This window comes from Bradyrhizobium niftali (assembly GCF_004571025.1).
In the GTDB taxonomy this organism is placed as follows: domain Bacteria; phylum Pseudomonadota; class Alphaproteobacteria; order Rhizobiales; family Xanthobacteraceae; genus Bradyrhizobium; species Bradyrhizobium niftali.
On sequence record NZ_SPQT01000002.1, the window covers coordinates 613,065 to 634,539 of the forward strand.

The following is a 21,475-nucleotide window of genomic DNA, read 5'->3' on the forward strand; positions in this document are numbered from 1 at the left end:
AAGCGGAATTGTATGAGCGAAGCGGCGCCACATTCTCAGTCGTCATGCCCGGGCTTGTCCCGGGCATCCACGGACTTTGGCGCCGCGGGCAAGAACGTGGATGGCCGGGACAAGCCCGGCCATGACGGAGTGCTGGGCAGGAGTCGCCACATCGTCTCGGCAGCAGCACTCGCATTTATCCTCGCTATCACCGGCTTCGTCGCGTGGGTCTACTCCCTCGGTCCTCTCCCACTCGACGAGTCCCGCCAGGTCTCCACCACGATCGTCGACCGCAACGGCAAGCTGCTGCGCGCCTATGCCATGGCGGACGGGCGCTGGCGGCTTCCGGTCGACGCCAAAGCGAACGTCGATCCGATCTATCTCAAACTGCTGCTCGCCTATGAGGACCAGCGCTTCCACGCCCATGACGGCATCGATCCGCTGGCGCTGGGCCGTGCCGCGTTGCAGCTTTCGACGCGCGGCCACATCGTGTCCGGCGGCTCGACCATCACGATGCAGCTGGCACGTTTGATGGAGCCGCGGCGGCAGCGCTCGCTCTATGCAAAGCTGCGGCAGATGGTGCGCGCGATCGAGATCGAGCGGACCCTCAGCAAGAGCGAAATCCTCGACCTCTATCTCGCGCTGGCGCCGTATGGCGGCAATCTCGAAGGCATCCGCGCCGCTTCGATTGCCTATCTCGGCAAGGAGCCGAAGCGGCTGTCGCTGGCCGAGGCGGCGTTGCTGGTTGCGCTGCCGCAATCGCCGGAGACGCGCCGGCTCGACCGCTATCCTGATGCGGCGCTCAAGGCCCGCGACCGCGTGCTCGACCGCATGGTCGAAGAGCATGTGGTCAGCCTCGAGGACGCAAAGCAGGCCAAGGCCGTGCCCGTGCCGAAGCTGCGCAAGCCAATGCCGATCCTGGCGCCGCATGCTTCCGACACCGCGCTTGCGACGGTCAAGGATACGCCCGTCATCAAGCTGACGCTGGACGCCAATCTCCAGAAGGTGCTGGAGCCGCTGGCGCGCGACCGCGCCGTTGCGCTGGGTGCGAACATCTCGGTCGGCATCATCGTGGTCGACAACGAGAGCGGCGACGTACTCGCGCGCGTCGGCTCGGCGGATTATTTCGACGAGAGCCGGGCAGGGCAGGTCGACATGACGCGCGCCATTCGCTCGCCGGGATCGACGCTCAAGCCCTTCATCTACGGCCTCGCCTTCGAGGACGGCTTCGTCCACCCCGACAGCCTGATCGACGACCGGCCCGTCCGCTTCGGCTCCTACGCGCCGGAAAATTTCGACATGACGTTCCAGGGCACGGTGCCGGTTAAGAAGGCGCTGCAATTGTCGCTGAACGTGCCGGCGATCGTGCTGCTCGATCGCGTCGGCGCGAACCGGCTGGCGTCGCGGCTGCGGCAGGCCGGCGGCAATCTCATCCTGCCCAAGGACGAAGCGCCCGGGCTCGCCATGGGGCTCGGCGGCGTCGGCGTGACGCTCCAGGACCTCGCCCAGCTCTATGCGGGCTTCGCCCGGCTCGGCACCACCAAGCCGCTGCGCGAGGTCGTGGCTGCCAAAGACGACCGCGAGCCGCTGCGGCTGCTGGATCAGGTCGCGGCCTGGCAGGTCGGCAACGTGCTGCTGGGCACGCCGCCGCCGGAAAATGCCGCCCACAACCGGATCGCCTTCAAGACCGGCACCTCCTACGGCTATCGCGACGCCTGGTCGGTCGGCTTCGATGGCCGCATGACCATCGGCGTCTGGGTCGGCCGGCCCGACGGCGCGCCGGTTCCCGGCCTGATCGGGCGCGTCGCCGCTGCGCCCATCCTGTTCGACGCGTTCGCCCGGACCGGCAAGACGCTGGCCCCGTTGCCGAAGCCGCCCAAGGGAACCCTGGTGGCCAGCAACGCCAAACTGCCGCTGCCCTTGAAACGGTTCCGCCCGGTCGGGGAACTGGTGCGGACCGGCGGCGAGCAGGCGCTGCACATCCAGTTCCCGCTGAACGGCTCGCGGATCGACGTCGACCGGTCGGGTGGCACCGAGGCCGCCGCCATGCCGGTCAAGGTCGCCGGCGGCGTTCTGCCCATGACCGTCATGGTTAACGGCACGGCGCTCGGCGAGATCGACGGGCGCCGCCAGCGGCTGATTGATCCGCCCGGTCCGGGCTTTGCGCGGCTCACCGTGATCGATGCCACTGGCGCCGCGGACACAGTTGTCATTCGAATTCAATGACCCGGCCTTAAGCGGTTGTCGGAATGACGGTTTCAGCGTAAGCGGAACCAATGGCCGAGACCTACCCAACCCCCCGTTTTGGAGCCCCCCGCGAGCCGAAATCGCCCGTAAATCCGGGTAGCCGGCTGGTGTCGATGCTCGATGTCGTCACGGCTAGCCACGGCCGCGCGGTGGCCTTTCTCGTGCTTTGCGCGCTGCTGCTGTTCCTGCCGGGCTTCTTCACGATTCCGCCTGTCGACCGCGACGAGGCGCGCTTTGCGCAGGCCACCAAGCAGATGGTGGAGAGCGGCGACTATGTCGACATCCGCTTCCAGGAGGACGTCCGCTACAAGAAGCCGGTCGGCATCTACTGGCTGCAATCCGCTGCGGTCGAAACCGCCGCGGCACTCAAGCTGCCGAAGGCCGAGTTGCGGATCTGGGTCTATCGGCTGCCCTCGCTGATCGGGGCGATCGGCGCCGTGCTCATGACCTATTGGGCGGCGCTCGGCTTCGTCACGCGGCGCGCTGCGGTGCTCGCGGCGCTCCTGATGTGCGCCTCGGTGCTGCTCGGCGTCGAGGCGCGGCTCGCCAAGACCGACGCGATGCTGCTGTTCTGCGTGACCGCCGCGATGGGCGCGATGGCGCGGGCCTATCTGTCGTGGCAGCGCGCCGAGGACGAGACGCATCCGCCCTGGAGCTGGCCCGCGATCTTCTGGACCGCGCTCGCCGTCGGCATCCTGATCAAGGGGCCGCTGATCCTGATGTTCGCCGGCCTGACCATCGTCGCGCTGGCGATCCAGGACCGCGACGCCTCCTGGCTGTGGAAGCTGCGCCCGCTCTGGGGCCTGATGTGGATGCTGGTGCTGGTGCTGCCCTGGTTCGTTGCGATCTTCTGGCGCGCGGGCGATGCCTTCTTCGCCGATTCCGTCGGCGGCGACATGCTGAGCAAGATCGGCGCCCAGGAATCCCATGGCGCGCCGCCCGGACTGTATCTGGCGCTGTTCTGGATCACCTTCTGGCCGGGCGCGCCGCTCGCGGCGATGGCGGCGCCTGCGGTGTGGCGGGCGCGGCGTGAGCCCGGTGCGCAGTTTCTGCTGGCCTGGCTGATCCCGTCCTGGATCGTGTTCGAGGCGGTGCTGACCAAGCTGCCGCATTACGTGCTGCCGCTGTACCCGGCGATCGCGATCCTCACCGTCGGCGCGCTGGAGCGGCGCGTGCTGTCGCGCTCCTGGCTGATGCGCGGCTCGGCCTGGTGGTTCGCGATCCCCGCGGCCGCCTCGATCATCGCGGTGGTCGGCGCGGTGATGCTGACGCGGCAGCCGGCTTTCGTGGCCTGGCCGTTCATCGCGGCGTCGCTGATCTTCGGCCTGTTCGCCTGGTGGCTGTTCGACACCAACCACGCCGAGCGCTCGGTGCTGAACGCGCTGGTCGCAGCCCTGATGCTGGCGGTCGTGGTCTACGGCATCGTGCTGCCGTCGCTGACGCCGGTGTTTCCGAGCATCGAGGTCGCGCGCGCGCTGCGCAACGTCACCTGCGTCGGGCCGAAGGCGGCCTCTGCCGGCTATCACGAGCCGAGCCTCGTGTTCCTGACGGGCACCCAGACGCTGCTCACCGACGGCTCGGGCGCGGCGGACTTCCTGCGGCAGGGCAGCTGCCGCTTCGCGCTGGTCGAGCAGCGCTCGGAGCGCAGCTTCGTGCAGCGCGCCGAGGCGATCGGGCTGCGCTACAAGGTCGGCGCGCGCATCGACGGCTACAATTTCTCGCAAGGACGCGCGATCTCGATCTCGATCTTCCGCTCGGAAGGCACCGAATAGGATGCCGGCTTCGACCAACATCGCGCCGCACGCAGGCTATCCGGCACAATTGCTCGCCGTGTCCTGGCATGCGCTGGCGCAGCTTGTCCGCACGCCCTCGCACTCACGCCGTGCCGAGGCCGCTCGAAAGCTGGCGCGGCATTCGCTGTGGCTCAGCGTGGCAGGCGCAGCCCTGGTCATTGCGCTGATGCTCGCGTTCGACCAGACCGAGATCCAGCTGATGCCGGCACGGGGCGCGCCCGGCCTGTGGCCGATCCGCATCCTCACCGATTTCGGCAAGGACGAGTACGTGCTCTCGGTACTGGGGGTCGCGCTGGTGACGCTGGCATTCGCTGCGGCAGGGCTTCACGGCACCCGCCGTGCGCTGCTGCTCGGCTTGGGTACGCGGCTCCAGTTCCTGTTCCTGTCCGTTGCCCTGTCCGTGTTCGTCGGTGAGATCCTGAAATTTTTCATCGGCCGCGGGCGTCCGTTCGTTGGCGGCAAGGCTGATCCGTTCAACTTCATCCCGTTCGAGGGGTCGGGAGCCTATGCCAGCCTGCCGTCGGGCCACGCGATCACGGCGTTCGCGCTGGCGTTTGCGGTCTCCGCACTCTGGCCGCGGCTGCGCGTGTTCATGTTCACTTACGCGATTGTGATCCTGCTGACACGGCTCGTGCTGCTCGCGCATCACCCGAGCGACGTCACCGCCGGGGCCCTGGTCGGCATCGTCGGTGCCATGGCCGTTCGCTACTGGTTTGCCGCGCGCCGGCTCGGCTTCGCCATCCGTGCCGACGGCACCATTTTGCCCCTCGCAGGGCCGGTCTCGGGCCGCCTCAAAAGGGTTGCCCGCGGAGCCTCCGCCCCATAAAAGCGGCTGCCTGCCGGGGCCGCCGGTTCCCCGAGGCGCAGGCCAATTCCAACCACGAGCCTCATTTGTCGACGTCCCAGCCTTCGGTTTCCATCGTCGTTCCCGTGCGCAACGAAGCCGACAACATCGCGCCCCTGATCGAGGAGATCACAGCGGCGCTCGACGGCCGCTGGGATTACGAGATCATCTACGTCAATGACGGTTCGACCGATACGACCGGCGAGCGGCTCAATGCCATCATGGCGCAGCGGGGCAATCTGCGTCAGCTCCGTCACGCGAAATCCGGCGGCCAGTCCGCCGCCGTGCGCAGCGGCGTGCGCGCCGCGCGCGGCGCGATCGTGGCAACTCTCGACGGCGACGGCCAGAACAATCCGGCCTTCCTGCCGGACCTGATCGCGGCGGTCGAGAAGGGCGCCCGTGTCGGGCTCGCGGCCGGCCAGCGCGTCGGACGCAAGGACACGGGGTTCAAGAAATTCCAGTCGCGCGTGGCGAACAAGGTCCGCAATTCCATCCTGAAGGACGGCACGCGCGACACCGGCTGCGGGTTGAAGGCGTTCCGGCGCGAGGTCTTCCTCGCGCTGCCCTATTTCGACGGGCTGCATCGCTTCCTGCCAGCGCTGGTGCGGCGTGAGGGTTACGAGATCGCCTATGTCGACGTGATCGACCGGCCGCGCCGCTCCGGCGTGTCCAACTACGGCTTCTTCGACCGGCTCTGGATCGGGATCATGGATCTCGCCGGCGTGTGGTGGCTGATCCGCCGCAAGAAGCCCACACCAGACGTGACCGAGGTGACGGCATGATCATCCAGTACGGCCAGGCGCTGAGCAACTATCTCTACGACGTCTTCGTCGCCAAGTTCGACTTCTGGCTCGCATTCGGCCTGGTCGCGCAGCTGTTCTTCACCGCGCGCTTCCTGGTGCAGTGGATCGCGAGCGAGCGCGCCGGCAACAGCGTGGTGCCGATGGCGTTCTGGTTCTGCTCGATGGGCGGCGGCCTGATGACACTGGTCTACGGCGTCGTGAAGCGCGAGCCCGTGATCATCCTCGGACAGGCGCTGGCCACCGTGATCTACATTCGCAACATCATGCTGATCATCAAGAACCGCGGCCGCGCGTCGAAGTCGCTGGAGCGTTGATCAAAGGCTGCGCGCGGCAGGGCATCCGGATTTCCCAATCGGCATGCGCAAATTATCGATAGTCCTGTTCGTGTCGGTTGTTCTGGTCGGCCTGGTCCTGCTTGGGCTCGGCCTTGTCGAGCTTGGCGGAACCGTCGCATTCCTCGCGAGAGCCGAGCAGACGGACGCGCGTTTCGCCGGCGCTGTCGCGCGAAGCGGCGGCAATCATGGCGGGACGTTTCTCTATCCGACGTTTCAATTCGTGACGGGCGACGGCCGCTCGATGACCTTCACGTCGTCGTCGGGATCGACCGCGCAGCCCTATTCGGACGGTGAACGGGTCAGGATCGCCTACGATCCCCGCCGGCCCGAGGATGCGCGGCTGCTGTCGTTCCTGACGCTGTGGATCGCTCCGGTCCTGCTTTGCGGCGCGGGCCTGCTCCTGGCGGGCGGCGCGGTCATTCTACGTGCCGGGCTAGCGCGGCAGCGCCGAGGCCGCACCTGACGCGGGCAGGGTGGCTGTCTCGGTCTCGGTCCTGCGATACGGCTCGCCCGCGGCATCCAGCACGGGATAGGCGACCGAGCAGATATGCGAGTGGATGCGGCGCAGATCGCGCAGCACGTCGAGGTGCAGCGAGGTGGTCTCGATGGTCTCGGGGCGGCCCTCGCGCAGGCGGTCGAGATGGCGCTCGACGGCGGCAAGCTCGGTATTCTTCAGCGTGGTCTTCTCCACCAGCAGCTTGCGCGCTTCATTCGCATCGCCCGACATGAACACGCCGAAGGCGATCCGCAGCGATTCCATCGTGCGCTTGTGGAAAGCTGCGAGCTCCTCGGAGCCCTCGGCCGAGAACTGGAAGCGGCGCTTGATCTTCTTGGTCGCAAGCTCGCTCAGGCTCTTGTCGATGATGTCGCCGATGTGTTCGAGGTTGATGGCGAAGGAGATGATCTCCATCGCGCGCTGCCCCTCGCTCTCGTCGAGGCTGCCCCGCATGAGTTTCGTCACGTAGAGCTTGATGGCTTCATCCAGGCCGTCGACGACATTGTCCATCTTCGAGACCTGGTCCACCAGGGCCCGGTCGCCCGTCATCATCGCGGCCATGACCTTGCGCAGCATCACCTCGACGAAGTCGCCCATCCGCAGCGTCTCGCGGGCGGCGTCGGCAAGCGCCAGCGATGGCGTCTCCAGCGCGGTCTCGTCGAGATAGCGCGGCCGGGCCGGGTCGGTCTCCTGCACGCGATCGGGCAAGAGGCGGGTCAACAGGCGCGACATGGTGTCGAGCAGACCGATGAAGATGATGGCGGTGCCGACATTGAAGGCGATGTGAAAGGCCGCCGTCATCCTGGCGAGATCCGGCTGCCAGGCGTGCATGTGCCCGGCGATCACGTTCAGAAATGGCAGCACCAGGGCAATCCCGACCACGCGGTTGACGAGATTGCCGACCGGCAGGCGGTAGCTCGCGGGATCGTCGCGCCTGGCCCCTTCGAACACGGGGTTGATGGCGCTGCCGAGATTGGCCCCCAGCACCAATGCCAGCGCTGCATAAGGCGTGATGAACTGCGAATAGGCCAGCGACATGATCAGCAGCACGCTGGCCACGCTCGAATGCACCGCCCAGGTGACGAGCGCCGCGACGACGATGCACAGAATGGGATCACCCGTGATCGCCGCCATCGCGACGCGCACGCCGGGCGCATTCTCGGCCGGCGCCAGCGTGTCGAGCAGGATGTGCAGCGACAGCAGCATCAATCCGAGGCCGATGCAGACGCGGCCGATGTCCTTGATCCGCGAGCGCGGTCCGGAGCGGAAGGCGACGAGGCCGAGCACGAACAGCACCGGCGCGACAGCGGCGATGTTGAACGAGAGCACCTGCACGATCAGCGTCGTGCCGACATTGGCCCCCAGCATGATGGCAAGCGCGGCGGCGAGGCTGACGAGGCCTTCGGCGGTGAACGAACTGGTGATCAGGGCGGTCGCGGTGCTGCTCTGGAGCAGCGCGGTGAGCCCGAGGCCGGCGGCAAAGGCGCTGACGCGGTTGCCGAGCGCCTTGCCGAGCAGGCGGCGGAGGTCCGGGCCGAAGGCGCGCAGGATCCCGCTGTGGACCATGTGCAGGCCCCACAACAACAGCGCCACGCCGCCCATCAGATCGAGCAGAACCAACGTTCCCATGCTCCGTGTCCGGACTAGAGTCGATTGGTGAAGCTAGCGCCAAATGCTTGAGGTTCAAACCATTTGTTGGCGCGTCGGCGTTAACGTTTGCGATGGCGGCGCGTTCCCGAGGCGCGGATGCCGCGTCCTCAGGCGCGATGCCTTGTGAGCAGGCTCACATTGCTGCTTTGAGGGCAGCGAAGCCGCGATCGAGATCGGCCTTGAGGTCGTCGGTGCTTTCGAGTCCGATGTGGAGACGCAAGGTAGGGCCACCCGGCGCCCACTTGGTCGCGGTGCGATAGCCGTCGCAGTCGAAGGGAATCGCAAGGCTCTCGAAGCCGCCCCAGGAGAAGCCCATGCCGAACAGCTTGAGCGTGTTGAGCATGGTGTCGACGGCCTGCTGCGGCGCCGGCTTCAGCACGATGCTGAACAGGCCCGAGGCGCCGGTGAAGTCGCGCTTCCAGATGGCGTGACCCGGATCGGTCTCGAGCCCGGGATGCAGCACGCGCGCGACCTCGGGACGGGCGGCGAGCCAGCGCGCCATGTCGAGGCCGGAACGATGATGCTGGGCGAGCCGCACCGACAGCGTGCGCAGGCCGCGCAGCGCCAGGAAGACGTCGTCGGGGCCGGCGCAGACGCCGAGCAGGCGGATGCCCTCGGCAATCTGCGGCCAGGCCTTGGCGTTGGCCGAGATGGTGCCGAACATGATGTCGGAATGGCCGCCGATATATTTGGTCGCCGCCTGCATGCTGATGTCGACACCCTGCTCGAGCGAGCGGTGATAGAGCGGGGTGGCCCAGGTGTTGTCGTCGATGACGAGCGCGTCGCGGGCATGCGCGACCTCGGCGATGGCGCGGATGTCGGGCATCTCGAACGATTGCGAGCCCGGCGCCTCCGCCAGCACCGCGCGGGTGTTGGGCTTGAACAGCTTGTCGATGCCGGCGCCGATCAGCGGATCGAAATAGGTGGTCTCGACGCCGTAGCGGGCGAGCATGCCGTTGCAGAAATTGCGCGAGGGCCGATAGACGTTGTCGCAGACCAGAATGTGGTCGCCGGTCTTCAGCACCGAGAGCAGGGTGGTGGAGATCGCCGACAGCCCCGACGGCACGATGCCGACGCCGGCGCATTGCGGCCCCTCCAACGCCATCAGCGTGTCCTGAAAAGCCCTGGTCGTCGGGGTGCCGTGGCGGCCGTAGGTGAACTCGCCGCGATGGGCATGCAGGTCCTCGGCGGTCGGATAGAGCACGGTCGAGCCGTGGAACACCGGCGGATTGACGAACCCCTTCTGCGCCTTGGTGTCGCGGCCGGAGGTCACCAGCCGGGTCTCGGCCTGCTGCTGGGAGGGGGGCGAGGAATCCATGCGTCTGCTTTCAAAACTGCGTTTCCGCCAGGCGCGATGCGCCCCGCGGGCCGGCCGAAAGGCCGCTGTCGTTAATAACAGAACACAGAAGAGTCCCGTCAACCCCTTGACCCGGCTCGCCAGTCGTTCTGTGATGCGCAGGTGCTATTCAGTCGCCGCATGTTGAGGGGCCTGCCGCGACCTTCGATCCATCGTCTGACCGGACCTTGCGCCACAGCCATAATGGCGGGCGCCTGCGGCGGGGATTAAGGTATGGCCTCCCGAGATCGGCGAGTGTTCGGCAAGGTTTTCCAGCATGACTCTTGCAAGGCTCACCCTGGCAGAGACGATCCTGAGACAACATTCCTGACCTTGAGACGACCTTGAAAGGCCTTCACCCCATGAAACGCGTAACCCTGGCTCTCACCCTTGCTCTGGCCGCCGGCCTGACTGCCCAAGCCGCCGATGCGCAAACACTCAAGACCGTCAAGGACCGGGGCACGCTGTCCTGCGGCGTCAGCCAGGGCCTGCCGGGCTTCTCCGCGCCCGACGACAAGGGCAACTGGACCGGGCTCGACGTCGACATCTGCCGTGCGATCGCGGCGGCCATCTTCAATGACCCGACCAAGGTCAAGTACGTGCCGACCTCGGCCAAGGACCGTTTCACGGCGCTGCAATCCGGCGAAATCGACGTGCTCTCGCGCAACACCACCTGGACCATCTCGCGCGACACCTCGCTGGGCGCCAACTTCACCGGCGTGACCTATTATGACGGGCAGGGCTTCATGGTGAAGAAGTCGCTCAAGGTGAATTCCGCGCTCGAGCTCAACAGCGCCTCAGTCTGCGTGCAGACCGGCACCACCACCGAGCAGAATCTGGCCGACTACTTCAAGGCCAACAACATGAAATACGAGGTGATCGCGTTCGGCACCAACGACGAAACGGTCAAGGCCTATGAGGCCGGCCGCTGCGACGTCTTCACCACCGACCAGTCGGGCCTCTACGCCAACCGCCTCAAGCTCGCCAATCCCAATGACCACATGGTGCTGCCCGAGATCATCTCGAAGGAGCCGCTCGGCCCGATGGTGCGCCACGGCGACGACCAGTGGTTCGACATCGTGAAATGGACGCTGTTCGCCCTCGTCACCACCGAAGAGCTCGGCGTGACCTCGAAGAACGTCGACGAGAAGGCGAAGCTGGAAAGCCCGGAGCTGAAGCGCGTGCTCGGCAGCGACGGCAATTTCGGCGAACAGCTCGGCCTGACCAAGGACTGGGTGATCCGGATCGTGAAGGCGGTCGGCAATTACGGCGAGGTGTTCGATCGCAACGTCGGCGCGGGCTCGCCGCTCGCCATCAACCGCGGTTTCAACAATCTCTGGAACAAGGGCGGTCTCCAGTACGCGCCGCCGATTCGCTGATCCCGCTTGATCGGCGGTACGCGGCGATGAGCACCGAGGCTCGAAAACCGCCGGCCCAGATCGCGCTAAAGATCAGGCGCATCCTGGGCGGCAAGGCAGGCTGGAACGGCGTCGCCGTCCAGTTTGCCTTTGCGGCGATCCTGGGCTGGATCGGCTATGAGATCGTCTCCAACGCCCGCGCCAATCTCGAAAACCAGCACATTGCCGCCGGCTTCGGCTTCCTCAGGAACAATGCCGGCTTCGACGTCAACCAGACCCTGATCCCCTACACCGGCTCGGACACATTCCTGCGCGTGTTCGTGGTCGGGCTCTTGAACACGCTCGTGGTCTCGGTGGTCGGCATCGTCTTCGCCACCCTGATCGGCTTCGTCGTCGCGCTGTGCCGGCTGTCGCCCAACTGGCTGCTGTCGCGCATCGGCGAGCTCTATGTCGAGATCATCCGCAACCTGCCGCTGCTGTTCCAGATCCTGTTCTGGTACCTGGCGGTGCTCGCGGCGCTGCCAAATCCGCGGCAGAGCATTTCGCTGCTCGGCATCGCCTTCGTCAGCAACCGCGGCCTCGTCATTCCCCGTCCGATCGGCGAGAGCGGGTTCGAGCCGTTCCTGGCGATGCTGGTCCTCGGCATCGTCGCATCGCTGGCATTGCGCTTCCATGCGCGGCGCGCACTGTTCCAGCGCGGGCAGGTGATCCGGATCTGGCCTTATGTGCTGGGCCTGCTGTTCGGACTGCCGCTGGTCACGATGCTGATCTTCGGTCTGCCCTTCACCTTCGAGCTGCCGCAGCTCAAGGGCTTCAATTTTGCCGGCGGCTCGCGGATCATCCCGGAGTTCGTGGCGCTGACAGTCGCCTTGTCGACCTATACCGCCGCCTTCATCGCCGAGATCGTGCGCGCCGGCATCCTGTCCGTGCACAAGGGACAGATGGAGGCGGGGTCATCGCTGGGCCTCAGCCGCGGCACCACGCTCCGGCTGATCGTCGTGCCGCAGGCGATGCGCGTGATCGTGCCGCCGCTGACCAACCAGTATCTCAACCTCACCAAGAACTCCTCGCTTGCCGTCGCCATCGGCTATCCTGACCTGGTGTCGGTGTTCGCCGGCACCTCGCTGAGCCAGACTGGACAGGCGATCGAGATCATCGCCATGACGATGGGCGTCTATCTCTTGATCTCGCTCGTCACCAGCGCCGTCATGAGCGTCTACGGTTGGCGCGTCAGCCGGAGTCTGGGCGCATGACCGACATCACCTCGTCCACCTTCGTCCGCCGGAACCTGCTCACCGAGCGTCCCGCGCCGGTGAAGACCACGGGCTTCGTCGGCCTGATGCGCACGCGCCTGTTCAACTCGCCGACCAACATTCTGCTCACGATCGTGGGCGCCTTGCTGCTCTGGTTCACCATCATTCCCTCGGTCAGGTTCCTGCTGGTCGATGCGGTCTGGGCCGGCACGGATCGCACGGCCTGCCTGACCGAGAATGCCGGATTTGTGGTCGGCGCCTGCTGGCCCTACATCCAGGCCAAGCTGCCGCAACTGATCTACGGCTTCTACCCAGAGGCCGAGCGCTGGCGGGTCAACCTCACGCTCTTCCTGGCGGCGGCTCTGCTGGTGCCGCTGCTGGTTCCGCGCCTGCCGTCGAAAGGGCTGAACGCCGGCCTGTTCTTCTTCGCCTTTCCGGTGGTTGCATTCTTCTTGCTGCATGGCGGCGGCATCTCGGGCTTCGGCCTGAGCTGGACGGCCGGCATCCTGCAATTGTTCGACGACAGCATCATCGGGGCAGGGCAGGTCCTGCTCAATCTCAGCAAGACGTCGGCCATGGCCCCGCTGCTGTGGGTCATCGGCAACCTCGTCGTCCTTGTCGGCACGGCGATCTACTGGCTGATCTTTCCGCTGACCTCGCTGCGCGATCAGCTCCAGGGCACGGGCCAGTCGGTCTGGGCCGATTTCGCCATCACCGCCGTGATCGTCTCGCTGATCGCCTTTGTCCTCGGCGGCGGCGTACGTACCGGCTGGCGCGCGCTCGCATCGAGCTTTGCCACCTTCGTCGCCATCGCGATCGTGATCAAGCTGATGGGGCTCGATCATGGCGGGCTGCCGATCGTGCAGACAGGCCTGTGGGGCGGCCTGCTGGTGACGCTGGTGGTCTCCGTCACCGGCATCGTCACCTCGCTGCCGATCGGCATCGCATTGGCGCTCGGCCGCCGCTCCACCATTCCGCTGATCCGGATCTTCTCGATCGCCTTCATCGAGTTCTGGCGCGGCGTGCCGCTGATCACCGTGCTGTTCTTCGCCACCTACATGCTGCCTCTGTTCCTGCCCGGCAATTTCACGGTCGACGGCCTGGTGCGCGCGCTGGTCGGCATCGCGCTGTTCACGGGCGCCTATCAGGCCGAGAACGTCCGAGGCGGGCTCGCTGCTATCCCGCGCGGGCAGGGCGAGGCCGCGGCCGCCCTGGGTCTGTCCTGGTGGAAGACGACCTCGCTGATCGTGCTGCCGCAGGCGCTGCGCCACGTCATTCCGAACCTCGTCAACAGCTTCATCTCGCTGTTCAAGGACACCTCGCTGGTCTCGATCGTGGCGCTGTTCGACCTCCTGGGCTCGCTCAGGGCCTCGTTCTCGGATCCGAAATGGTCGACGCCGTCCACCGCGTTCACGGGCTTTGCCTTCGCGGGGATCATCTATTTTCTGTTCTGCTTCGGAATGTCGCGCTACTCGCTGTTCGTCGAGCACCGCCTCAACGCCCACCGCCGCACCTGATCGAGGCCACCATGTCCGACCCCATCGTCAAGATTTCCGGCCTGAACAAATGGTACGGCGAATTTCACGTCCTGCGCGATATCGACCTCGAGGTGAAGAAGGGCGAGCGCATCGTGATCTGCGGGCCCTCGGGCTCCGGCAAGTCCACGCTGATTCGCTGCATCAATGCGCTGGAGGAATTCCAGGAGGGCGAGATCGTCGTCGATGGCATCGAGCTCGGGCCGAACCTCAAGCATGTCGACGCCGTGCGCCGCGAGGTCGGCATGGTGTTCCAGAGCTTCAACCTGTTCCCGCATCTGACGGTTCTGGACAATTGCACACTGGCGCCGATCTGGGTCCGCAACATCCCCAAGAGGGATGCCGAGGCGACCGCGATGAAATTCCTGGAGCGGGTCAAGATCCCGCACCAGGCCAACAAGTTTCCGGGCCAGATGTCCGGCGGCCAGCAGCAGCGCGTTGCGATCGCGCGGGCGCTGACGATGAATCCCAAGGTGATGCTGTTCGATGAGCCGACTTCGGCGCTCGACCCCGAGATGGTCAAGGAGGTGCTCGACACCATGGTCGACCTCGCCGAGGAGGGCATGACCATGCTGGTCGTCACCCACGAGATGGGATTTGCCCGCGAGGTCGCCAACCGCGTCGTGTTCATGGACGCCGGCCAGATCATCGAGGCCAACACCCCGAACGAGTTCTTTGCGGCCCCCCAGCACGCCCGCACAAAACTGTTCCTGAGCCAGATTTTGCGGTGAGCACCCGCAATCCGGAGGCCTCGCCGGCCTGACCGACCCACCAGCTTCGCACCATGCGAATCAGCTTGCCTCTTTTCGGACCATCCTCCGGAGAGAGACCTTGCAGAGCAGTGTCGGCGCGCGCGCATACCAGAATGCGCGTTTGGAAAAGAAGTTGAGGAAGCAGGCGGACGCCGTCATGTCCTTCGCGATCGAGGCGCTCGGGCAGGGCCGATTTGACGAGGTCGAGATACTCTGCCGCGAGATCTTGAAGGAGGTGCCGGATCATTTCCACGCCACGCACCTGCTCGGCCTCCGCGCGTTTGATGGCCGGCGGCTCGATGACGCGGAATTCCTGCTCGAGCGCGCGGTTGCGCTCGATCCGCGTTCGCCGGACGCCCATAGCAATCTCGGGGCCGTGTATTTCGATCTCCAGAAATTCAAGGACGCCCGCGCATGCCAGGAGAAGGCCATTGCGCTGAAGCCGAATTGTCCGATCACCCTGACCAATCTCGGCAATACGATGCTGCACCTCGGCCTCGCCAAGGAAGCGATCGGACTGCACGAACGCGCCATCAGGCTGAAGCCGGACTTTGCCGATGCATTCTGCAATCGTGGCATGGCGCAGCTGATGATCGGCGAGTTCGAACGCGCCGGGGAGAACTTCGATCGCGCCCTGTCGCTTCAGCCGAGCCATGCGGAAGCGATCGCCGGCAAGGGCATGGTGAGCCTCGAGCTCCGGCATTTCGAGGCGGCGGAAGCCGCTCTCGACACAGCGCTCGCGCTCAAGCCGGGTTCACCGCGGATTCTGGTGCAGCGTGGACGGCTCTATCTGACTCTGTCCCGCCTGCAGCAGGCGGCGGCGGATTTCGACGCCGCGCTGGCGCAATCGCCACGGAACGAGCTCGCGCTGTGCTGGAGGGCGCAAGTCGACATCATGGTGAGGAACACGGCGGGGGCGATGGCGGGCGTCAAGACGCTGCTCGAGGTCAATCCGCAATCCGAGGCGGGAATGGCGCTCCTGGCCTCTTGCTATGCGAACCAGGGAGACATCGCGACGGCGCTCAAACATCTCGATGCGGCGCTGGCGATCGCGCCGGACTTTCCGGAGGCCATCGGGTACAAGATCTTCGTGCTGGATTACCTGCCCGAGGCCGATTTCGTGGTCCAGCAGGCGGCGCGGAAATACTGGTGGGATCAGATCGGCGCCAAACTCCCGCAAAGGGCGCTGTCGCCGCGCAAGCTCGATCCGGACCGACAGATCGTGATCGGATATGTCGCTTCCGAATTCAGGCAGCATTCGGCGGCGTACTCCCTGTTGCCGGTGATGCGCCATCACGATCACGCCAAGTTCAAGATCGTCTGCTATTCCTGCTGGCCGTTGCAGGATGGGATGACCGAGAATTTCAAGGCTTGCGCAGATGTCTGGGTCGAGGCCGCGCAGTTTTCGGACGACGAACTGGCCGATCGTATCCAGGCCGACGGGATCGATATTCTGATCGATGTGTCCGGACATACGACCGGCAGCAGGCTCCATGTCTTCGCCCGCAAGCCGGCCCCCATCCAGGTCACGGGTTTCGGTCACGCCACAGGTACGGGTCTTCAGACGATGGACTACGTGCTCGCGGATCCGATCTTCATTCCGCAATCGGCGCGTCATCTGCTGGCCGAAAAGGTCTATGACCTGCCGAGCCTGATCACGATCGACCCCATCCTGGATGTGCCGCCGTCGGAGCTTCCCATGCTCCGGAATGGCTATGTGACCTTCGGCGTGTTCAACCGCATCTTCAAGATTTCCGACGAGGCCATGCGAGTGTGGTCGAAAGTGATGCGCGAGGTGACGGGATCGAAGATCATCATCAAGAACGGACTGCTCGACGATCCAATGCTGCGCGACCGCCTGGTTGCGCGATTCGTGGCACAGGGCATCGCCGAGGAGAACGTCATCTGCATGGGTACGACCCCGCGCACCGACCATCTGCGGGCCTTTGCGAATGTGGACATTTCGCTCGATACTTTCCCGCAGAACGGCGGCATCAGCACCTGGGAATCCCTCTATGCGGGCGTTCCGGTCGTCGCCAAGCTCGGCAACGGCTCCTCATCGCGCGCCGGCGGATCGATCGTAGCGGCCGTCGGTCTTGGCGACTGGGTCGCCGATGACGACGAGGGCTATGCCGCGATCGCGTGCAAATATGCCGCCCAGCCCGCCCATCTGGCGAAGCTGCGCGCGGATCTGCCGGCTCAGATCACCAATTCACCCGCCGGCAACATCGAGATCTACACGCGTGAGGTCGAGGCGGGCTATCGCCAGTTCTGGCGCGACTATTGTGCCGCGGCCTCGGAAACCTGCGACGTTGCGTAGGCAGGTCAGCCGCGCCGGACCGGGACGTTCAAAGCCCCGGGAAATCCCGGATGGGTTGCCGCTCCGGCTGACCGGCCGGCCTCGGCTGCGAATCAGTTAGACTCTCACCAAGGCCATCCTCCGGAGAGCAACCTTGCAGAACAGCGGCGGCGCGCGCGCATTCCAGAATGCGCGATTGCAGAAGAAATTGATGAAGCAGGCCGATGCTGTCATCTCCGCCGCGGCCGCCGCCTATGGCCAGGGCAAATATGCCGAGACGGAGGCGCTATGCCGTGAAATCCTGAAAGCGCTTCCGGATCATGTCGACGCCATGCACCTGCTCGGCATGTGCGCGCATGACGGCCGCCGCCTGGAGGAGGCGCAACAGCTGCTTGAGCGCGTGATTGCGCTCGATCCGCGGCTGCACGATGCCCATAACAACCTCGCGACCGTGCATTTCGACCTCGGCGATTTCCAGGAGGCGCGGCGGTGCCAGGAGAGGGCCATCGCGCTGAAGCCGAATTTCGCGGTGGCGCTGACCAACCTCGGCAATACGCTGATGCATCTGGGGCAGTACGAGCAGGCGCTCGAGCTGCACGAGCGCGCAATCAAGATCAAGCCGGATTACGCCGATGCGTTCTGCAATCGCGGCATGGTCGAGATATTGCTGGGACAGATCATGCGCGCCAAGGAAAGTTTCGATCGCGCCCTGCTGTTTCAGCCGCGTCACGCCGAGGCCATCGTCGGCAACAGCATGGTCAGCATGGAGCTCCGTCACCACGAGGAGGCGGCAGCCAAGCTCGCCATGGCGCTCGCGATCAAGCCCGGCTCGCCGAGGATCCTGGCCCAGCGTGGGCGGCTCAGTTACGAGTTGCAGCGCCTGGAGCCGGCGCTTGCGGATTTCGAGGCGGCGCTTGCGATCTCGCCCAAGCTCGAACTGGCTCTCCGGGGCAAGGCTCAGGCCTGCCTCGTGATGGGAAGGACCGCGCAGGCGATGGCGGCCGCAACGGCCTTGATCGAGCAAAATCCGCGCTCCGAGATGGGACTGGCGCTGATGGGCTTCGCGTATTCGAACCAGGGAGAGATGGACGCCGCGATCGAATATCTCGATCGCGCGCTAGCGATCCGGCCGAACTATGGGGACGCGATCAGGGGAAAGATCTTCCTGGAGGACTACCGCGCCGAGGCCGATTTCGTGGTCCAGCAGGCGGTGCGCAAATCCTGGTGGGATCAGATCGGCTCCAAGGTGCCGCGAAGGGAGCTGCCGAAGCGGCCGCTCGATCCGGACAAACAGATTACGGTCGGCTATGTCGCGGCCGAATTCCGGCAACACTCGGCGGGGCTCACCCTGCTGCCAGTGCTGCGCCATCATGATCACGCCAAGTTCAAGATCGTCTGCTACTACTCTTGGCCTGGAGCGGACGAGTACACCGCCATGTTCAAGTCGTTCGCGGACGTCTGGGTTGACGCCTGGGACCTTTCGGACGACGAGCTCGCCGATCGCATTCAGGCTGACAATGTCGACATCCTGATCGACGTATCGGGACACACAACCGGCAACAGGCTGCAGTGTTTCGCGCGGAAGCCGGCCCCGATCCAGGCCACCGGCTTCGGACACGCGACGGGCACGGGCATGCAGACCATGGACTATGTGCTCGCGGATCCCATTTTCATTCCACCGCCGGTCCGGCACTTGTTTGCCGAAAAAATCCACGATCTGCCGTGCCTGATCACGATGGAGCCCGTTTCGGATCTGCCGCCTTCCGAGCTGCCGATGCTCCGCAACGGCTACGTCACCTTCGGTGTATTCAACCGCATCTACAAGATATCGGATGATGCGATCCGTGTGTGGTCGCGCTTGATGCGGGAGCTGCCGGGATCGCGGATCATCCTCAAGCATGGTTTGCTCGATGATCCCCTGTTGCGCGATGGCCTGGTCGCACGCTTCGTGGCGCAGGGCATTGCCGAGGAGAACATCACGTGCCTGGGCACCACCTCGCGCAACGATCACCTGTTGGCCTTTGGCAAGGTCGATATTTCCCTGGATACGTTCCCGCAAAATGGCGGCATCAGCACCTGGGAATCGCTCTATACGGGTGTTCCCGTGGTGGCCAAGCTCGGCAACGGTGCCTCCTCGCGCGCCGGCGCCTCCATCGTGGCTGCTGTCGGTCTCGGCGATTGGGTCGCCGAGGATGACGAGGGGTATGTCGAGATCGCCCGGAAATTTGCCTCGCAGCCGGCGGTTTTGGCCGAGTTGCGCGCAAGTCTGCCGGCTCAGATTGCAGCCTCGCCCGCCGGCAATGTTGAGATCTACACGCGTGAGCTCGAAGCGGGTTATCGCCGGTTCTGGCGCGACTATTGTGCTGCCGCCTCGGAAAGCGACGACGCTGCGTAGGCAGGTCGGGCGCACCAGGCGGTTCCTGAGCTAGATCCCGCGTCGAGCCCCGGGATATGCCCGAGCTGTTGCCGGTCCCGCTGACCGGCCGGGCGGGCACGCGAATCAGTTAGGCTCTCCCCGAGCCATTTCCGGAGAGACACCTTGCAGAGCAGCGCCGGCGCGCGCGCATTCCAGAATGCGCGATTGCAGAAGAAATTGAAGAAGCAGGCGGACGCCGTCATCTCCGCCGCGTCGAGCGCCTATGGCCAGGGCAGATACGCGGAGACCGAGGCGCTCTGCCGCCAGATCCTGCAAGCTGTTCCGGATCATTTCGACGCCACGCACCTGCTCGGCCTGAGCGTGCAACAGGGCGGGCGCCTGGAGGAGGCGCAACAGCTGCTCGAGCGCGCGGTCGCGATCGATCCGCGTTCGCACGAGGCCTACAACAATCTCGCGGCTGTGCACTTCGTCCTTCAGAAATTTGAGGCCGCCCGCACCTGTCAGGAGAAGGCGATCGCGCTGAAGCCGAATTTTCCGCCGGCTCTGACCGGCCTCGGCAATACCTTGCTCCACATGAACCTGCCCGAACAGGCCATCGAGCTGTACGATCGCGCGATCAGGCTGAAGCCCGACCATGCCGATGCGCTCTGCAATCGTGGCATGGCCGAGCTGGCGCTGGGCCAATTTGACCGCGCCAGGCAAAGTTTCGATCGCGCTTTGTTGTTTCAGCCGCGTCACGCCGAAGCGCTCGTCGGCAAGGGCGTGGCCAGTATCGAGCTCAAGCACTACGACGAGGCGGAAGCCGCGCTCGCAGCGGCGCTCGCGATCAGGCCCGGTTCGGCGAAGATACTGGCGCAACGCGGGCGGCTCAATCTTGCGCTATCGCGGCCGGAGCAGGCGGCAGCGGATTTCGATGCCGCGCTTGCGCTTTCGCCCAAGCTCGAGGTGGCCTTGCGGGGAAAGGCGGAAGTTTCGCTCGGCATGGGGAATACGGCGCAGGCGATCCTGGCGTGCAAGACGTTGCTCGAGGAAAATCCACGCTCCGCGATCGCGTTAGCGCTGCTGAGCGCCTGCTTTGCAAACCAGGGAGAGATCGCAACCGCGATCGAACATCTCGACGCGGCGTTGGCAATCTCGCCGGATCTGGACTTGATCGCGCGGAAGATCCACTTTCTGGACTTTCTCTCAGATGCCGATTTCGCGGTTCAGCAGGCGGCGCGAAAATATTGGGGTGAAACGATCGGCGCCAGAGTGCCGCAAAGGACGCTGGCGCCGCGGCAGCTCGATCCCGACAGGCGGATCGTGATCGGCTATGTCGCTGCCGAATTCTGGTACCACTCGGCGGCGTTCGGCCTGGTGCCGGTGCTCCGCAATCACGATCACGCCAAGTTCGAGATCGTCTGCTATTCGTGCTCGCCGTTACGGGACGAGATGACCGCCCAATTCAAGTCGATAGCGGACGTCTGGGTCGACGCCTGGCAGCTTTCGGACGACGAACTGGCCGATCGTATTCAGGCCGACAAGGTCGATATCCTGATCGATGTGTCCGGGCATTCGACCGGCAACCGGCTCCCTGTCTTCGCCCGGAAGCCGGCTCCGATCCAGGTCACGGGTTTCGGACATGCCACCGGTACCGGCCTTCAGGCCATGGATTACGTGCTCGCGGATCCGATCTTCATTCCAGAATCGGCGCGCCATCTGCTTGCCGAAAAGGTCCATGACCTGCCGTGCCTGATCACGACCGATCCCATCCTGGATGTGCCGCCCTCGGAGCTCCCCATGCTCCGCAACGGCTACGTGACCTTTGGCGTCTTCAACCGGATCTCCAAGATCTCGGACGAGGCAATCCGCGTGTGGTCGAAAGCGATGCGAGAGGTGACCGGATCGAAGATCATCATCAAGCATACCCTGCTTGACGATCCATTGCTGCGTGACCGCCTGATCGCGCGGTGCGTGGCAGAGGGCATTGCCGAAGAGAACGTCATCTGCATGGGCTCGACGCCGCGCCACGAGCACTTGTTGGCCTTTGCGGACGTCGACATATCCCTCGATCCATTCCCGCAAAATGGCGGCGTCAGCACCTGGGAATCCCTCTATGCGGGCGTTCCGGTCGTCGCCAAGCTCGGCAACGGCGCCTCCTCGCGCGCCGGTGCCTCCATCGTGACCGCCGTCGGCCTTAACGACTGGGTCGCCGAGGATGACGAGGGTTACGCCGCGATCGCCTGCAAATATGCAGCGCAGCCCGCCCATCTGGCGAAGTTGCGCGCGGAGCTGCCGGCTCAGATCGCGGCCTCGCGCGCCGGCAATGTCGAGATCTACACGCGAGAGCTCGAAGCGGGTTACCGCCAGTTCTGGAGCGACTATTGTGCCGCGGCTTCGGAACGCGGCGACGTGGCGTGACCCGGCCGAACCGCGACG

Annotated in this window: 15 protein-coding genes; 13 read left to right on the plus strand and 2 right to left on the minus strand. The window is 65.2% G+C overall.

Annotated elements, in window-relative coordinates; all coding sequences use genetic code 11:
- Positions 1-96: 96 nt before the first annotated feature.
- The 6 genes from pbpC (at position 97) to E4K65_RS08225 (ending at position 6,464) form a co-directional block, all read left to right on the plus strand.
- On the plus strand, positions 97-2,205 hold the full coding sequence (pbpC, locus tag E4K65_RS08200) for a penicillin-binding protein 1C (RefSeq protein WP_135173682.1): 2,109 nt from the start codon (positions 97-99) through the stop codon (positions 2,203-2,205).
- Positions 2,206-2,255: 50 nt separating this feature from the next.
- A complete protein-coding gene (locus E4K65_RS08205) occupies positions 2,256-3,998 on the plus strand; it encodes an ArnT family glycosyltransferase (RefSeq protein ID WP_135173683.1) in 1,743 nt (580 codons plus the stop codon).
- A 1-nt stretch (position 3,999) separates the two neighbouring features.
- On the plus strand, positions 4,000-4,845 hold the full coding sequence (locus tag E4K65_RS08210) for a phosphatase PAP2 family protein (protein WP_135173684.1): 846 nt from the start codon (positions 4,000-4,002) through the stop codon (positions 4,843-4,845).
- A 65-nt stretch (positions 4,846-4,910) separates the two neighbouring features.
- Positions 4,911-5,645, plus strand: coding sequence for a glycosyltransferase family 2 protein (locus E4K65_RS08215; protein WP_135173685.1), 735 nt, complete (start codon positions 4,911-4,913; stop codon positions 5,643-5,645).
- On the plus strand, positions 5,642-5,980 hold the full coding sequence (locus E4K65_RS08220) for a lipid-A-disaccharide synthase N-terminal domain-containing protein (protein WP_135173686.1): 339 nt from the start codon (positions 5,642-5,644) through the stop codon (positions 5,978-5,980). The genes E4K65_RS08215 and E4K65_RS08220 overlap by 4 nt, the downstream gene beginning before the upstream one ends.
- Before the next feature lie 43 nt (positions 5,981-6,023).
- Positions 6,024-6,464, plus strand: coding sequence for a DUF3592 domain-containing protein (locus tag E4K65_RS08225; protein ID WP_135173687.1), 441 nt, complete (start codon positions 6,024-6,026; stop codon positions 6,462-6,464).
- On the opposite strand, the gene E4K65_RS08230 is transcribed toward E4K65_RS08225, so the two are convergent.
- On the minus strand, positions 6,435-8,126 hold the full coding sequence (locus E4K65_RS08230; RefSeq protein WP_135173688.1) for a Na/Pi cotransporter family protein: 1,692 nt from the start codon (positions 8,124-8,126) through the stop codon (positions 6,435-6,437). The two genes, E4K65_RS08225 and E4K65_RS08230, sit on opposite strands and share 30 nt — an antisense overlap.
- A gap of 154 nt (positions 8,127-8,280) precedes the next feature.
- On the minus strand, positions 8,281-9,465 hold the full coding sequence (gene metC / locus E4K65_RS08235) for a cystathionine beta-lyase (protein WP_135173689.1): 1,185 nt from the start codon (positions 9,463-9,465) through the stop codon (positions 8,281-8,283).
- A 380-nt stretch (positions 9,466-9,845) separates the two neighbouring features.
- On the opposite strand from metC, the gene E4K65_RS08240 reads away from it, so the two are divergent.
- The 7 genes from E4K65_RS08240 to E4K65_RS08270 all read left to right on the plus strand — a co-directional run bounded on the left by E4K65_RS08240 (position 9,846) and on the right by E4K65_RS08270 (position 21,457).
- Entirely contained in the window at positions 9,846-10,862 is a 1,017-nt protein-coding gene (locus E4K65_RS08240) for an amino acid ABC transporter substrate-binding protein (protein WP_135173690.1), read from the plus strand.
- Positions 10,863-10,888: 26 nt separating this feature from the next.
- The gene (locus E4K65_RS08245; RefSeq protein WP_135173691.1) at positions 10,889-12,094 is read left to right on the plus strand and encodes an amino acid ABC transporter permease; all 1,206 of its coding nucleotides are present in this window, start codon (positions 10,889-10,891) and stop codon (positions 12,092-12,094) included.
- Complete coding sequence (locus tag E4K65_RS08250) at positions 12,091-13,611, plus strand: amino acid ABC transporter permease (RefSeq protein WP_135173692.1); 1,521 nt, start codon at positions 12,091-12,093, stop codon at positions 13,609-13,611. The genes E4K65_RS08245 and E4K65_RS08250 overlap by 4 nt, the downstream gene beginning before the upstream one ends.
- Before the next feature lie 11 nt (positions 13,612-13,622).
- Positions 13,623-14,360, plus strand: a complete 738-nt coding sequence (locus E4K65_RS08255; protein ID WP_027542726.1) for an amino acid ABC transporter ATP-binding protein — start codon at positions 13,623-13,625, stop codon at positions 14,358-14,360.
- A 100-nt stretch (positions 14,361-14,460) separates the two neighbouring features.
- Entirely contained in the window at positions 14,461-16,701 is a 2,241-nt protein-coding gene (locus tag E4K65_RS08260; RefSeq protein WP_167770619.1) for an O-linked N-acetylglucosamine transferase family protein, read from the plus strand.
- 133 nt (positions 16,702-16,834) lie between these two features.
- Positions 16,835-19,075: an O-linked N-acetylglucosamine transferase, SPINDLY family protein gene (locus E4K65_RS08265; protein WP_167770620.1), complete on the plus strand. Its 2,241-nt coding sequence runs from the start codon at positions 16,835-16,837 to the stop codon at positions 19,073-19,075.
- 144 nt (positions 19,076-19,219) lie between these two features.
- Positions 19,220-21,457 (plus strand): O-linked N-acetylglucosamine transferase, SPINDLY family protein, encoded by a 2,238-nt coding sequence (locus E4K65_RS08270; protein ID WP_167770621.1) that lies wholly within the window; start codon positions 19,220-19,222, stop codon positions 21,455-21,457.
- Positions 21,458-21,475: the final 18 nt, after the last annotated feature.